This window comes from Helicobacter magdeburgensis (assembly GCF_000765825.2).
Taxonomy (GTDB): domain Bacteria; phylum Campylobacterota; class Campylobacteria; order Campylobacterales; family Helicobacteraceae; genus Helicobacter_C; species Helicobacter_C magdeburgensis.
The window spans coordinates 139,299-153,265 of record NZ_JRPE02000002.1 but is presented as its reverse complement, the minus strand read 5'-3'; the positions used below and the strand labels follow the sequence as shown (position 1 = coordinate 153,265).

Below are 13,967 nucleotides of genomic sequence, written 5' to 3'. Positions count from 1 at the left end.
AAGCCACTAGATTCTAATATATTTTAAGATAGTATGAGATAATGTCAAGCAAATTTTGGACCATAAACATACAGCCCACACTCATAATCGCACAAATGCCGATAGCAACCTTGCTTGAAAGCTCAAGTGGTGGCTGATAATCCCCAATGCCATTTGAATCTTTAGCAAAAATATATACCACAAGCTTAAGATAATAAAAGCCCGCTATAGTGCTATTTGCCACCATTACCAAAGCTAGGAATATATAATCCGCACTCAAGGCTTCTAAAATCAAATACATCTTACCCCAAAAGACAGAAAATGGCGGGATTCCAGCAAGGGCAAACATAAAAAGACTTAGGAAAATAGCTAGAGTTGAGTTTGTCTTTATCATTCCGCTAAAGCTTTTAAAGGAGTGATTGTATTTAGAATCTGCACTGAGCCATAAGATTCCAAATGCTCCAAGGTTGGCAAAAAGGAATAAAATCCAGTATAAAAAGACAATGCTAAAGGCTTCCTGTGTGCCAATGAGAATGGCAGCTAAAACAAAGCCAGAGTGTGAAATTGAGCTATATGCAAACATTCTTTTGACATCTTTTTGAGCTAGGGCTATGAGATTTGGCAGGGTAATGCTTAGCACCACTAGTGTGTATAGCGTGTATTCCACAAAGGGGCTATGGGATTTTAAGAATATGCTAAACACGCTTATAATCACACTAAAAGCGGCAATTTTTGGCACAATAGCAATAAATGCGGCTAAAAGTGAGTTTGAGCCTTCATACACATCAGGCACCCAAGTATGAAAAGGCACCATAGAGATTTTGAATCCAAAAGCGGCGATTAAAAATGTGAATCCTGCAAAGACAAGGATTGAAGGCTCATAATTATGCTGGAGCAAAAACTTTGCGATACTCACAAGATTCACACTGCCTGTTGTGGCGTATAAAAGCATCGCACCAAAGGCATAAAATGCCGTAGCTAAAGCTCCCATAACAAAATATTTGATTGAAGCTTCAAAGGCAACCTGCTTATTATGCAGGGCGATTAAAGCATAGATTGATAAAGAGGCGGTTTCTAAGCCAAGCAGGATAAGGATAAGATTTTGACTTGATACCATAAAGCTAAAGCCAACTAATGCAAATAATAAAAGTGCGTAAAACTCCGCATTTTGTGTCTCATCAAAGGCATTTTGACGCATAAAAAATAGCAGTAGTATAAGCGTGGTGATAAGCATAATAATTTGAGCAAGGAGCGAGATTCCATCTACAAGTAGCATACCAAAAAAGCCCGGGGCAAAAAGCGGATTTGCCTCAAGGATAAGGAAGCCAAGATTGACTATGACAAATAAAAGGGCGATTGTGATATATAAATCGCGAGATTTGATTTTGTTAAACACGCCAACGCCAAGCAGCACAATGCCGCCAAGCAGGGAAATACTCATAGGGATTAGGAGTGATATATTGAGTTGAGTGAGTGAAAAACTCATAGATTCTGGCATTTTATTCTCCTATTCGTGGGATAAATAGCACCCCATCATCATTGAAATCTTGCGGAATGTTACCAAGGGGATATTCTAGCTTTTCTTCGGCATTATCCATTGTATTATCTGTGGCGGGATTAGTGAGCTGAATCTTTGCGGCAATAACTTGACTGAGTGTCTCTGCACTTGTGCTAATAGGCGTAAGCAGGGGCTTTGGATACACACCTAGCCATATAATTATCACAAGAATGGGGATAAAGACAATTTTTTCTCGCAAGTTTAAATCTTTTAATGTCGTGTATTTTGGCAGAGCAGAGCCAAAAAAGACTTTTCTAAACATTGTAAGCATATAGATTGCCCCGACAAAAAAGCTACTGCCTGCTAGAAAAGCAATGATTGGATTAACTTGAAAAAATCCATACAAGCTTAAAACTTCACCTACAAAGCCCATTGTGAGTGGCAAACCAAGAGAACACATCATCACAATTCCAAATACGCTACCATATTTAGGCATACTATGGGCTAGTCCTTGCACATCTTGTAAATCCTGCGTTTGTGTGCGTGTTTGCAACACTCCAACAAGCATAAACAACGCTCCCACAACTATGCCGTGAGTCACCATAAAAAACACCGCTCCACTTAAGCCCTCTGTATTAAGTGAGAAGATTCCAAGCACGATAATCCCCATATGAGAGAGAGAGCTATACGCAAGAAATGTTTTAAGATTTGTTTGAGCAAGGGCTATAAACGCACCATAAACCACCATAAACACGCAAACAAGTCCAATAAATAAGGAAATATTGCTACTTGTAAAAGGAAAAAGTGGCAATACAAGTCGCAAAAGCCCATAAGTCCCCATTTTGCTTAATACCGCAGAAAGCAAAACAGACCCAACAAGTGGAGCTTGCGTATAGGCGTGTGGCTGCCAAGAGTGAAGCGGAAAAATAGGAATCTTAACTGCCATACCAATAAAGAAAGCCACAAAGAGCCATTTTTGCGTGTCTATATCAAGTGAGATTTGATACCAATCAATAAGATTAAAGCTCCAAGCCCCCATAATAAGAAAATATTGATAAGCAAAATACAAGATTCCAACAAGCATAATTAAAGACGCCCCAAAAGTGTAGAGAAAATATTTGATTGAAGCATAGATTCTTCTCTCTCCGCCCCATACACCGATAATATACAGCACAGGCAAAAGTGAAAGCTCCCAAAAAATATAAAACATCATCACATCAAGTGCGCTAAATACGCCCATTATAATGCTTTCAAGGAATAAAATGGCGATAATAAGCGGTGTCCTTAAATATTTGAAAAAATAGAGTGTAAGGAGCGTGATAAAGGCATTAAGCGTAAGTAAGAAAAGCGAAATACCATCAATTCCCACAAAATAGCTGATATTATAAGAAGAGATAAGTTCATAATGCGTAGATAGCTGAATCCCGCCATAATTAACATTAAATTCATTCCATAGCAACGCCACAAATAGCAACTCAAGTATGCCAACAAGAATGGCAAAAATACGACTATTTTCACCCTTTAGCACATAAAGCAAGAGTGCTGCAAAGGCTGGAAAAAATATAACAATATTTAAAAGATAATTCATCTATTTTACCTCCACATAAAGTAAATGCCACACGCAAAGAGCATAGCACAAAGCCCAAGGCACATAAGTAGAAGCATACGGGAAAGTGAGCCATTCTGCATAAGTGAAAGTTTAAGACCTAGAGCTTTTATAAGTAACGCTAGAGAATCTACAAACCTATCAATACCCCCAAGCTCAACCTTTTGCCACAGAAAGTGAGCGCATTTGTAATAGGGCTTAATGAAAATCATCTCATACAGCTTTGGGATATAGTATTGATTGCTTAGAATCTTATATAAGAAGTTAGATTCCCAAAAGGCTGAAAATCCACCACGAGCATATTTGATAATAGCAAATAGCACACTTAAGCCCACAAGCCCTAAAGTCCCGCCAATCAGCAAGATATGCGTATCGTGTGGAATCTCAAGTGAAAAAGCGGGGAAGGCATTTTTAAGGAAAGATTCAAGCACTCCGCCAAACCCAGCGATAATGGCTAAAACCATCAAAGGCAGCATCGCAAGAAGCATATATGAATACGCCTCGTGGGGATGTTCGTGGTGATTTTGCTTAACAAAAAATACAAGCATAAGTAGCCTAAAGCTATAAAATGCGGTAAAAATCGCACTTAAGAGTAAAACTATCCAAATAATATTGTTATGAGTGAAGGCAACTTCTAAGATCAAATCTTTTGAAAAGAATCCAGCAAAAGGATAGATTCCAGCTAAGGCAAGAGAAGCAATAACCATCATAATCATCGTGTAACGCAGACTTTTATGCAACCCGCCCATTTTTGTAATATCAAGCTTATCATTCATTGCGTGCATAACATTTCCCGCACCTAAGAATAACAGGGCTTTAAAAAAGGCGTGTGTGATAAGATGAAAAAGTGCTATGGCATACGCCCCAAGCCCAGCAGCTACAAACATATAGCCAAGCTGCGATAGGGTAGAGTAGGCAATAATGCGTTTTAAATCCTTATTAACAAGTGCCATACTCGCTCCAAAAAACGCCACAAATGCACCAAGCGAAGCGATGAAAAAGCCAATATCAGCAATCATCTCATACAAAGGAAAGCACCGCACCACGAGATAAACCCCAGCAGTTACCATCGTAGCGGCGTGAATGAGTGCAGAAACAGGTGTGGGACCTTCCATTGCATCGGCTAGCCAAGTGTGGAAAGGGAATTGTGCCGATTTACCCATAGCTCCAACAAAGAGTAAAGCACCAATCCATATCAATGTGCTTGTGTCAAAGTCATTTGATTGAAGTGCTAGGAATACTTCATCATATTTCAAGCTTTCACAAATATAAAAGATTAAAAATATTCCCATAATTAAGGCAAGATCGGCGATTCTATTCATCACAAAGGCTTCAATGGAAGCAAAATTTGCGCTTTTTCTTTCATACCAGAATCCAACAAGCAGATATGAGCATAGCCCCACACCTTCCCAACCAGCAAAAAGCCCAAGGAAATTATCACTCATTACAAGCAATAGCATTGAAAACACAAATCCGCTTAAGTAGCTAAAATAGCGGTTAAATCCAGAATCTTGCTTCATATAGCCAATGGAATACACAAACACCATAGCAGACACAAGGCTCACAACGAGCATCATACTCGCACTTACACTATCAATCATAAAGCCAAATGAGCTATAAAAATCCCCCGCTTCAATCCAATCTAAAAAATCAATATGAATAACAATATTATTATGATAGATTTCCCAAAAGATAAGAACAGAAGCACATAAAGAACAGAAAAGTAGCAAAGTAGGCACAATCCCAACAAGTAAAATCTTTTTTCTATGTCCTAAAAATGCGGCAAATACTGCCCCAGCTAACGGGGCAAAAAGGGCTAGATAAGTAAGCCAAATGAGTGTTTGGGTGTCAAGTCTCATAATTTATCCTTTAAGGCTTTTGAGTGTGTTAATATCAAGCGTATGGTGCTTTTTATACCAAATGACAACAAGCCCAAGCCCCACAGCGATTTCAGCTGCGGCAATAGCGATAATAAAAAGCGCGAAAATCTCTCCATTCAAGTCGTGTAAATACGAGCCAATGGCTACAAAGCCGATATTGACAGCATTAAGGAGAATTTCAGTTGAAAAAAATAGCATAAGAATATTTTTTCGCCTTAGGATTCCAAATAGCCCAATGCAAAACAGCAGAGCGGATAAAAGCAGATAGTGATTAAGGCTTATCATCTTTTCTCCTTTTTGACACTAAGAACTATGCCTGCAACCATCGCTACAAGCAGCATAAGTGCGGCAAGTTCAAAGGGGATAAGGTATTGTGTGAAAAGCACATAGCCAATTTTTTGAATATTGCTCATCTCAGCAAAATCAAGCAAATTTACTGAATCTGCGATAGTCTCAAGCTGATTGCCAAGTAAAGGCAGCCCAAACATTATTACTAGCACCACACATATCCCCACACACAGCACAGAGATTACCCATTCGTTCTTGCGAGATTCTATAACATCTTTTGAAGTGTCAAAAAACATCATCGCAAACGCATAGAGTGCCACCACAGAGCCACCATACACGACAATTTGCACCGCTCCTATAAACTCCGCCCCAAGTGTAAAAAAGATTCCAGAGATGAAAATCATTCCACCTGCTAGGGCAGTCATCGCATAGATAATACGCGATGAACTCACCACAATAAGAAAGCTGACAATACATAATGTGCTAAAAAGATAAAATGAAATACTCTCAAACATTAGCACTCTCCTTTGGATTGTTATCATTTGTTACACTTTGTGTGTCGCTAGGCTTTGTAGAATCTTGCAAGGCTTGTTGTGTGTTTTGTGAATCTTGTGTGGATTCTTGTTTTGTAGAATCTAGCACATAGCTTAGAGGCGTTTTTATCATACGCTCATCGGCATTGTAGGACACAGAGCCGAAGCCACCATATTCTATGAGTGAAGATTGAGATTCTAAAAGTTCAGGTTTGAAGCCAAAATGTGCTCTTTGCACACTTGCATTCTCAAAGCCCTTGCCGTGTATGATGGCAAGCTCGGGGCAGACTTCAGCACACAATCCACAATAAATACAACGCCCAAAGTTGATACTATAATCTAAGATTTTTTTACGCCCATCTTCGCCCCTATCGGTAATAATGCGTATGCAGTTGCTCGTGCATATTTTTTCACATAGCCCACAGCCAATACAACGCTCATTTTCAGATTCTAAAAGTCTTTGTAGTTTGTGAATGGCTCTATATCGTGGGCTTAAGGGATTAGATTCTAATGGGTATTGCACCGTAACATTTGGGGAGAAAAACGCGCCAAGTGCAGTTTTTAAGCCACTTAACAAATCAAGGCTAAAGCTTGTTTTGAAAGTGAGTGCAACGCGTGAGAGAAAAGGCTGTTTTTCACGCTTATTGCGGGGCGGTAAGATTCTGTATCCTGTTTTCATAACACACTCCTAGAGAAGTAAAATACAACCAGTGATAAGCACATTTAAAAGTGCAAGGGGAAGCATCACTTTCCAGCACATACGCATAAGCTGGTCAGGTCGCACGTGTGGGAATGAAGCTCTCACCCACATAAATAAAAAGATAAAAAAGCATACTTTTAGCAAAATAGCAATGCCACCGGGGATAAAGCCTAAATCATTAAATCCGCCACAAAAGATAAGGCTTAGAATAAAGGCAGTTGCGAACATATTAGCATATTCGCCGATGAAAAACATACCCCATTTTAGCCCACTATACTCACTTGCAAATCCGGCTGTAAGCTCTGCCTCGTGTTCAAGCAAGTCAAAAGGTGTGCGGTTAAGCTCCACATACGCAGCAATAAGAAAAAGCACAAACGCAAGGGGTTGTTTAAACAAAAGCCAATCAAATATACCACCTTGCTGGTAGTTGTTAATATCCACAAGCGATAAGGAAGCTACAATCATCAAAGGTGCTAGGAGGGATAGCATAGTAATCACTTCAAAGCTCAAAAACTGCAAAGCCGCCCTTGCTCCGCCAATAAGCGACCATTTATTCCCAGAGCTTAGTCCAGCAAGAAGTGGTGCGTAAATCCCACAAGATCCAACCGCTAGGATAAATAAGATTCCAACATTAATATCAGCAATAATAGGGCGAATCGTGTAGCCAAATAGCTCAAATTCAGGAAAAAAAGGTATAGGTGCCATAGCGACAAAAGCCGTTATAGCGGCAATTGATGGTGCCAAGATAAATATGGGTTTTATAGCATTTTGCGGGATAATATCCTCTTTTGTAAAAAGCTTAATCCCATCGGCAACAACCTGCAATAAGCCATAAGGTCCCACATAGTTTGGTCCAATGCGTTTTTGAAAAAAGCCCAAGACTTTGCGTTCTAAATAAGTGCCAAACCCAGCTAAGGCTGAAAAAATAAGCAAAACAACTAGAATCTTAAGAATGGTTTCAATTATGCCACCAGTCAAATCACTCATAACGCACTCCTTGTAGGCTCGGATTCGGGCTTAGATTCAGTCATTTTGCCGCTTAGCTCGGCTGTCTTTAGCTCCACTTTAGCCCATTGATTTTGAGCAAAGATTCTATCCGCCCCTTTAAGCATAGGATTGATAAGGAAATATGGCTCACTCAAGCGATGATCTATGTATAATGCCCCGCTTACTTGCGTTGTAGAATCCCAAAGCGTGATTAAATCTCCTTCTTTTATGCCTAACTCCGCAAATAATGCGTTGCTGACATAAATGCCCATCTTATTTTGTAAATGCACACTTGAAGCGGTGTAGGCATTAAATTGTGATGGTGAGTGGAGTTTGTAGGCATTATAAGTTTGATAATGCGGTAGCTCTAGCTTATTAGATTGAGATTCTGCTAGTGGTGTTAGGGCGATTGATTTGAAGCGATAGCCCCGCATATCAGTGCCATCATTGGCAAACTTATTCTCAAAGTCATCAAACTCACAGCCACAAATAAGGCTTGTGTAGTCAATGAGATATTCCCCCTTCATACCAAAGGCTTTAGCAATATCGCTTAAATCATAGCCTTTAAATGTAAGGGCAGGTTTTAGGGGCAAGATTCTGCTATCAATGCTTGTATAAGTGCCCTCCAGCTGATTGATGGCAGGCAAAATAAAATCAGGCGATTGTGTAGCACATTTTTGGCTATCATCTATGCTAACACAATCAGATTCACACACAAAATCCCCGCTTGTGCGGTAGCCTATGCTGTATGTGGAATCTGCTCTTTTTGGGCTAAAATCACAAATCATCGCTAGTCCAAGGGCGTTAGCAAATGGTGGAATGAGTAATACTTTTAACACGCCTTTATGCTCTAAGATTCCAAGAATGTGAGCTAGAATCTGTGCTTGTGGATTTTCATATACTTCTGCCCCAAGCACAAGCAGGGGGGTATTTTGAAGTATAAGCTTTAGTGCGTCAAACTCATTGATATTGGCTTCAAGCAAGGCTTGAAACTTCACTTCTTCTTTTGTCTCTTTTATTATTTCTGTAATCTCTTGCTCTATCTTCTCTCCTGCCTCATTTGTGCTTGTAATAGTCTTTTTCATTTCTCTTTCAATGGGCGTTGTAATGGTGGTTTTACTTTCAAGCAGGGGTGCTAGAATCTGCCGTAATGTGTGAGATTCTGCATATTCATTATTTTCTACATTCTCTAAATACGCAAGAGCAATCGCACCAACAGCAACGCCTAGGGCATCTTCGCGATAGGCAATGTGCGTGAGTGATTTGCTTAGGCTTGTCATCAGCGTATCATTGAGCGGGTGCATATAGATAGCGTTAGAGCCTTTTTGGAGTTTAAGTTTATTATTTAGCATATAGCGTAAAGTCGGCACTTGGTAGTTTATCGCACTGCCTAGGATAATGACATTTTGTGCATTTTTAAACTCATCTAAATGATTGAGATTTGTCTTTTGAGCGTGTGTCAAAAAGGCATTAATAAAGTTTTTAAAATCTAGGGCTTCTTGGTTGTGAAGTGTGAGATTCTGTATCTTAGCGATGTGATTTAGCACAAAGGCTTCTTCATTTGTCGTTTGATTGCCTACATTAATAGAATCCGCGTTCTTAAAGGCGTTAATAGCAGTTTGTAGATTTTGTTTGGGCTGTGGGCTTGAGCTAACATCATAGGCATAGCGTCCCGCCCCGCAAATGGGATTAAAGTAGAAGTCATTTTTTACGCGGAAAATATGGGGTGTGCCAAGGCTGTCATTGTGGCGGACATCATAGGTGATTTTACAGCCCATAGGGCAGTGCGGACAGGTAGAATCTATCTTTTTGAGTTCCCACGCATTGGCTTTGTATTTAAAGTCATTTGTGCTTAATGCCCCCACAGGACATACGCTAATGCACTCTCCGCAGTCAAAGCAAGGCGTTTCGCCTACAAATGCGATTAAAGCCTTTTGCTTTCTAGCCCACACGCTTAGGGCGTCCTTTGGCATTTTCTCTTTCCATACTGCTGTGTCAAGCACTTCTAAATCCGCCTTTTGTGCTTTTAAGTTATTCTCCCCTAAGTTGTCCTTACAGGTTGTGGCACATCGCTCACACATAATGCAAAGATTCGGGTCATAGACGACTTTTGCCCAAGTTTTATGGGGCTTGTCATTTTCTCTAATGTGATAATTTTGCGAAGTAACATTCATTTTAAGCGTGTAGTTTTGTAGCTCACATTCCCCGCTTTTATCGCACACACCGCATTGCAGTGGGTGATTGACATCATAGCTTTGCATAATGGCATTGCGTTCTTCCATAATCTCGGGCGTATGGGTAAGGATATTCATACCATCTTTTGCCTTTGTGTTGCAAGAATAGCTGCGTTTCCCATCAGCATCTATCATACAGAGCTTACACGCCATAGTAGGAGAGCAGCCGGAGAGATAGCAAATCGCTGGAATCTCAATGCCCTCTTTACGCGCGATACTAAGGATACTCTCTCCCTCAACGCAAGAGATAGCTTGATTATTGATTGTAATGGTAATTTTACTCATAATATCACCTCTACTTTTTTGTAAGGATAGCCTAGATTGACATTATTAGACACATCAGGGAGATATAAAAGGGCGATTGTGCCTTTGAGTGAGCTATCATATTGACATTGCGTTAGAATCTGCTGGGATTCAAAGCCTAGTGTAATGCTTGTTTTATCCTGCAATTTGAATGCTGGAGCAAAAAGCGGTGGTGCTTTAAGCAAGGGTAAATCTATTGTGTTAGCATAGTCGCACTTAGGCATAATGTAGATAAAATTGCCATTAGATTCTGGGAGTTGCTCACAAGGCGAGAGACTAATCTCCACACTTTGACTTGGGCTAATAGAATCTATGAGTTCAGGCATAATGATTTCTATATTTGTGAGTTTGCTTAAAAGCCCAAGTATATGGGCAATGTCCTTGGCATTTGGGTGCTGGGCTAGTTCAGAGCCTAGCACAAGAGCAAAGCTTGAAGGGTTGAGAAAGATTTTAAGTTTTTCTAGCTCTTCTTCTGCGAGATTAGATTCTGAAGAGAGAAAGCCCACATCAAGCTTATCAAGCATATCATCAAGCTTTGATGTAAGGGCAGAATCTATCCCATTTGGTTGAAATGCAGATAAAAGCGTGTGGGCTAAAAGCCACGCTACACCAAATTCCGTGCCAACTTCATATCTAGCAAAATGTGTAATTTGCTCATTGTTTTCAAGCAATGGAAGCGGATGTAGAATAAAAAGTTTAGAATCCGTATCTATCTTTTCCCATAAATAGCCAAAGCTTAGAAGTGTTTTGTGGCTTGTTAAATTTGTTTGTATGGGCTTATTTGAAATATTGCTTAAGATTCTAGCAAAGGCTTTCATTTTGCTCTCCTTACAACAATACTCCAATCCACTTCATTAAATCGCAAACTATTCAGCAACTCATCACCACGATTAAGCACACAATCAATGGCTTTTTGGACATTATTAAAATCTCTCACTTCAAAGAGAAATATCGCCACTTCTCCTTGAGAAAGCTCATCGCACAGCTCACTTAATCGCTTTTCAAAGTCATTTGCCAAATGTCGCAAATCATATCGTCTCATATCTCTCCTTTTACCTATCCACTTCGCCAAATACGATATTTGTTGAACCAATAATTGTTGGAATGTCCGCTACATAATGTCCTACTAAAAGCTCTTGTAACGCTCCTGTGTGATAGAAGCTCGGTGTGCGGATTTTGAGCCTATGCGGAGAGGGCATTCCTTGAGAGTTGATAAAAAATCCTAGCTCCCCTTTTGGAGATTCAGTTGGGACATACACTTCCCCAACAGGCGGACGCATACCTTGTGTAACAAGCACAAAATGCTGCATAAGAGAATAGTTTTGCGTCATAATATCCTCTTTTGGAGCAGAGATATAGCGGGCGTCTTTTGCCATTATCTCACTTGGTGTATTTGGATACATAGTCATAAGCTGCTTAAGAATCTTAATAGATTCATAAATCTCTTCAATATAGAGTTGATAACGCGCATAGCAATCGCCCTCATTTGCCACAGGCACTTCAAAATCAAGCTCATTATATAGCTCATAGGGATTATGTTTGCGAATATCCCACTTAATCCCACTGCCTCGTGCCATAATCCCACTTAAGCCCCACTGCTTAATAAAATCTTGTGAGACTACACCCACATTTTCAAGCCTTATACGCCAGATTCTATTTTTATCAAGTAGCCCACGCACAAGATCAAGCGTTTTAGGCACACTTTGGGTAAATCTTTCCACACTTTGTAAAAAATTATGCGGCAAATCAAGTGGCACACCGCCTATGCGGATAGCATTATGTGTAAGCCTAGCCCCGCAATAATCCTCCATCAAATCAAGCCCATACTCACGCTCAATAAAGCAATACAAAAAGATAGATAACGCCCCAACATCCATACCGTGAACGCCAAGGAAGAAAATATGCGAGATAATGCGATTAATCTCTAAAAGCATCGTGCGAATGACTTTAGCACGCAGTGGCACTTCCACACCTATGAGCTTTTCAACCCCTAGGGCGAAGGCGTAGTTGTTACTTGTAGCGGCAATGTAGTCTAGCCTATCTGTTGTTGGCATAAACTCGTTGTAAATCATATTTTCAGCCATTTTTTCAATACCGCGATGAAGGTAACCAATATCAGGTGTGGCTTTGATGATTTTTTCATTTTCTAGTTCAAGGATAAGGCGGAGCTGTCCGTGAGCTGAAGGGTGCTGTGGTCCAAAATTGACGACCATTTTGTCATTTTCTTGTTCAAAAAAGATATTTTCAAAGTTTGGTTTGAGTTTCGTGTAGTTTTGCTTCATCGGCGTTCCTTCAATTCCTTGCTTGACTTAAAGGATTTCAGCAGGGCTGGAGCTTTAGATTCTTGATAGCGAGATTCAAAACTAATGGCAGAGAAATTTTTATCATCATTTCTATCAATCCTTGCACTATCGCGTTGCTCTGGTCCAATAATCTGCCGATACTCTTTTCCAAAGATTTTATCTACCTCATACCACGCAGCATATTCATCGCCTTGCAAAGGATAGCTTTTAAGCAAAGGGTGTCCTACCCAATCTTTTGGCATAAGTAGCCTTTGTAAATAAGGGTGTCCATCAAAGATAACCCCAAACATATCAAAGCATTCCCTTTCACTCCAATTCGCACTTTTAAAGAGTGGAGTGAGTGAAGCGATATGCTCCCCTTTTTTGATTTTTGTTTTTATTTTAAGGCGTTTGGAGCTTGTGTCTTCAAGCTTAAGAAGCAGGTAAAAAAGCTCAAATTCATTATTTTCTTCTAGCTTATCAATCGCACTCATCTCTGTTAAAAAATCATAGCCCAAAGCGTATAGCTCTTTAATGAGTGGTAGAATCTGCGTAGATTCTATCCAAAGCGTGATGAGGTCATTTTGGATATAGCTTTGTGTGATAGGTGTATGCAGGGCTTGGAGAAAAGATTGAGACTCACCCAAAGGGAGCATTGGCGAAGTTGGCATTACATCAAAGCGGTTTGTGTAATATACACTTTTTTGTGCGTTAGCCTTAGGGGGATTTTGTCGTATCATTTTGCACCTCTTGTGTATTTGGCTTTCATACAAGTCGCTTTGGTTTGATTTGCGGGATAGCTTTTTGTTTGCGGATTTTTTGCTGAAGCACCATAACCGCATATTGTAAAGTCTCTGGTCTAGGCGCACAGCCGGGCAGGTAAATATCAACTGGGATAATCCTATCCACCCCTTGAACGGTTGAATAAGTATTAAACATTCCGCCCGTATTGGCACAGCTCCCCATAGAGATGACCCACTTTGGCTCGGGCATTTGATCGTAAAGTCGGCGGACAAACTCGGCGTGTTTTTTTGTTACCGTCCCTGATACAATCATCAAATCCGCCTGTCTAGGCGAAGCACGAAAGATTGTCCCGAATCTATCTAAATCAAAGCGGCTACCACCTGTTGCCATCATCTCAATCGCACAGCACGCTAAGCCATAGGTAAGCCCCCAAAGTGAATTGCTCCTACTCCAATTTAGCAGTTTATCCACACTGCTAAGGGCGATGGGAAGTCCCGCACTTTGCGTATAATTTACTTGATGCTCTGCCACGATAATGCTCCTTTCTTCCACGCGTAGATAAATCCTACAACCAAAAAGGCAATAAAGCTTAACATTTCAAAAAACACAAAATTGCCAAGTCCAATGTATGTGAAATATTTAAAATCTATCGCCCAAGGAATCATAAAAATCACTTCAATATCAAAAAGGATAAAAAGTAGGGCAAGGATAAAAAAGTGTGTGGAGATTCTATTTTGCTGCTTATTTGGGGTAGGACCGCACTCGTAGGTTGAGAGTTTGAGCTTTTCTCTATCCTTTTTTGCCATTTTTCTTGAGATAATGCGTTGCAGTCTTAGTGTGAGTGTAAAAGCAACACTTGTCAGCACAAACAGCACAAAAACGCCAAAATATGGATGTTCAAAGACAGAATGACTCATCTTGTTCCTTTTTGTT

Annotated in this window: 14 protein-coding genes; all 14 read right to left on the bottom strand. The window is 40.1% G+C overall.

The features are described 5' to 3' along the window. Positions 1–13 precede the first annotated feature (13 nt). Genes nuoN through LS74_RS02045 form a run of 14 tightly spaced genes read right to left on the bottom strand, consistent with a single transcriptional unit; the run spans position 14 to position 13,951 of the window. Entirely contained in the window at positions 14–1,477 is a 1,464-nt protein-coding gene (nuoN, locus tag LS74_RS02110; RefSeq protein ID WP_034587515.1) for an NADH-quinone oxidoreductase subunit NuoN, read from the bottom strand. A 1-nt stretch (position 1,478) separates the two neighbouring features. Beyond that, positions 1,479–3,065 (bottom strand): NADH-quinone oxidoreductase subunit M, encoded by a 1,587-nt coding sequence (locus tag LS74_RS02105; RefSeq protein WP_034587512.1) that lies wholly within the window; start codon positions 3,063–3,065, stop codon positions 1,479–1,481. Between the two features lie 5 nt (positions 3,066–3,070). Beyond that, positions 3,071–4,942 carry an NADH-quinone oxidoreductase subunit L gene (nuoL, locus tag LS74_RS02100; protein ID WP_034587509.1) on the bottom strand — a complete coding sequence of 624 codons (1,872 nt, stop codon included), beginning with the start codon at positions 4,940–4,942 and terminating at the stop codon, positions 3,071–3,073. 3 nt (positions 4,943–4,945) lie between these two features. Continuing rightward, entirely contained in the window at positions 4,946–5,248 is a 303-nt protein-coding gene (nuoK, locus tag LS74_RS02095; protein WP_002956318.1) for an NADH-quinone oxidoreductase subunit NuoK, read from the bottom strand. Further along, positions 5,245–5,766, bottom strand: coding sequence for an NADH-quinone oxidoreductase subunit J (locus LS74_RS02090; RefSeq protein ID WP_034587508.1), 522 nt, complete (start codon positions 5,764–5,766; stop codon positions 5,245–5,247). Before LS74_RS02090 ends, nuoK begins: the two co-directional genes overlap by 4 nt. Beyond that, positions 5,759–6,463: an NADH-quinone oxidoreductase subunit NuoI gene (gene nuoI / locus LS74_RS02085; RefSeq protein WP_034587507.1), complete on the bottom strand. Its 705-nt coding sequence runs from the start codon at positions 6,461–6,463 to the stop codon at positions 5,759–5,761. Before nuoI ends, LS74_RS02090 begins: the two co-directional genes overlap by 8 nt. A 9-nt stretch (positions 6,464–6,472) precedes the next feature. Continuing rightward, entirely contained in the window at positions 6,473–7,462 is a 990-nt protein-coding gene (gene nuoH / locus LS74_RS02080) for an NADH-quinone oxidoreductase subunit NuoH (protein WP_034548324.1), read from the bottom strand. Between the two features lie 5 nt (positions 7,463–7,467). Then, a complete protein-coding gene (locus LS74_RS02075) occupies positions 7,468–9,990 on the bottom strand; it encodes an NADH-quinone oxidoreductase subunit G (RefSeq protein ID WP_034588237.1) in 2,523 nt (840 codons plus the stop codon). Further along, a complete protein-coding gene (locus LS74_RS02070) occupies positions 9,987–10,826 on the bottom strand; it encodes a hypothetical protein (protein ID WP_034588240.1) in 840 nt (279 codons plus the stop codon). Before LS74_RS02070 ends, LS74_RS02075 begins: the two co-directional genes overlap by 4 nt. After that, positions 10,823–11,050 (bottom strand): NADH-ubiquinone oxidoreductase subunit E family protein, encoded by a 228-nt coding sequence (locus tag LS74_RS02065; protein ID WP_002956324.1) that lies wholly within the window; start codon positions 11,048–11,050, stop codon positions 10,823–10,825. The genes LS74_RS02070 and LS74_RS02065 overlap by 4 nt, the downstream gene beginning before the upstream one ends. Before the next feature lie 10 nt (positions 11,051–11,060). Next, a complete protein-coding gene (gene nuoD, locus LS74_RS02060; RefSeq protein ID WP_034588242.1) occupies positions 11,061–12,290 on the bottom strand; it encodes an NADH dehydrogenase (quinone) subunit D in 1,230 nt (409 codons plus the stop codon). Further along, positions 12,287–13,030, bottom strand: coding sequence for an NADH-quinone oxidoreductase subunit C (locus tag LS74_RS02055; protein WP_034588244.1), 744 nt, complete (start codon positions 13,028–13,030; stop codon positions 12,287–12,289). Before LS74_RS02055 ends, nuoD begins: the two co-directional genes overlap by 4 nt. A 25-nt stretch (positions 13,031–13,055) precedes the next feature. Next, complete coding sequence (locus LS74_RS02050; protein WP_034588246.1) at positions 13,056–13,565, bottom strand: NuoB/complex I 20 kDa subunit family protein; 510 nt, start codon at positions 13,563–13,565, stop codon at positions 13,056–13,058. Then, positions 13,547–13,951, bottom strand: coding sequence for an NAD(P)H-quinone oxidoreductase subunit 3 (locus LS74_RS02045; protein ID WP_014666945.1), 405 nt, complete (start codon positions 13,949–13,951; stop codon positions 13,547–13,549). The genes LS74_RS02050 and LS74_RS02045 overlap by 19 nt, the downstream gene beginning before the upstream one ends. Positions 13,952–13,967: the final 16 nt, after the last annotated feature.

Coding starts and splice junctions, on each gene's coding strand:
- nuoN (WP_034587515.1), bottom strand. CDS start 1,477: ATGCCAGAATCTATGAGTTTTTCACTCACTCAACTCAATATATCACTC.
- LS74_RS02105 (WP_034587512.1), bottom strand. CDS start 3,065: ATGAATTATCTTTTAAATATTGTTATATTTTTTCCAGCCTTTGCAGCA.
- nuoL (WP_034587509.1), bottom strand. CDS start 4,942: ATGAGACTTGACACCCAAACACTCATTTGGCTTACTTATCTAGCCCTT.
- nuoK (WP_002956318.1), bottom strand. CDS start 5,248: ATGATAAGCCTTAATCACTATCTGCTTTTATCCGCTCTGCTGTTTTGC.
- LS74_RS02090 (WP_034587508.1), bottom strand. CDS start 5,766: ATGTTTGAGAGTATTTCATTTTATCTTTTTAGCACATTATGTATTGTC.
- nuoI (WP_034587507.1), bottom strand. CDS start 6,463: ATGAAAACAGGATACAGAATCTTACCGCCCCGCAATAAGCGTGAAAAA.
- LS74_RS02075 (WP_034588237.1), bottom strand. CDS start 9,990: ATGAGTAAAATTACCATTACAATCAATAATCAAGCTATCTCTTGCGTT.
- LS74_RS02070 (WP_034588240.1), bottom strand. CDS start 10,826: ATGAAAGCCTTTGCTAGAATCTTAAGCAATATTTCAAATAAGCCCATA.
- LS74_RS02065 (WP_002956324.1), bottom strand. CDS start 11,050: ATGAGACGATATGATTTGCGACATTTGGCAAATGACTTTGAAAAGCGA.
- nuoD (WP_034588242.1), bottom strand. CDS start 12,290: ATGAAGCAAAACTACACGAAACTCAAACCAAACTTTGAAAATATCTTT.
- LS74_RS02055 (WP_034588244.1), bottom strand. CDS start 13,030: ATGATACGACAAAATCCCCCTAAGGCTAACGCACAAAAAAGTGTATAT.
- LS74_RS02045 (WP_014666945.1), bottom strand. CDS start 13,951: ATGAGTCATTCTGTCTTTGAACATCCATATTTTGGCGTTTTTGTGCTG.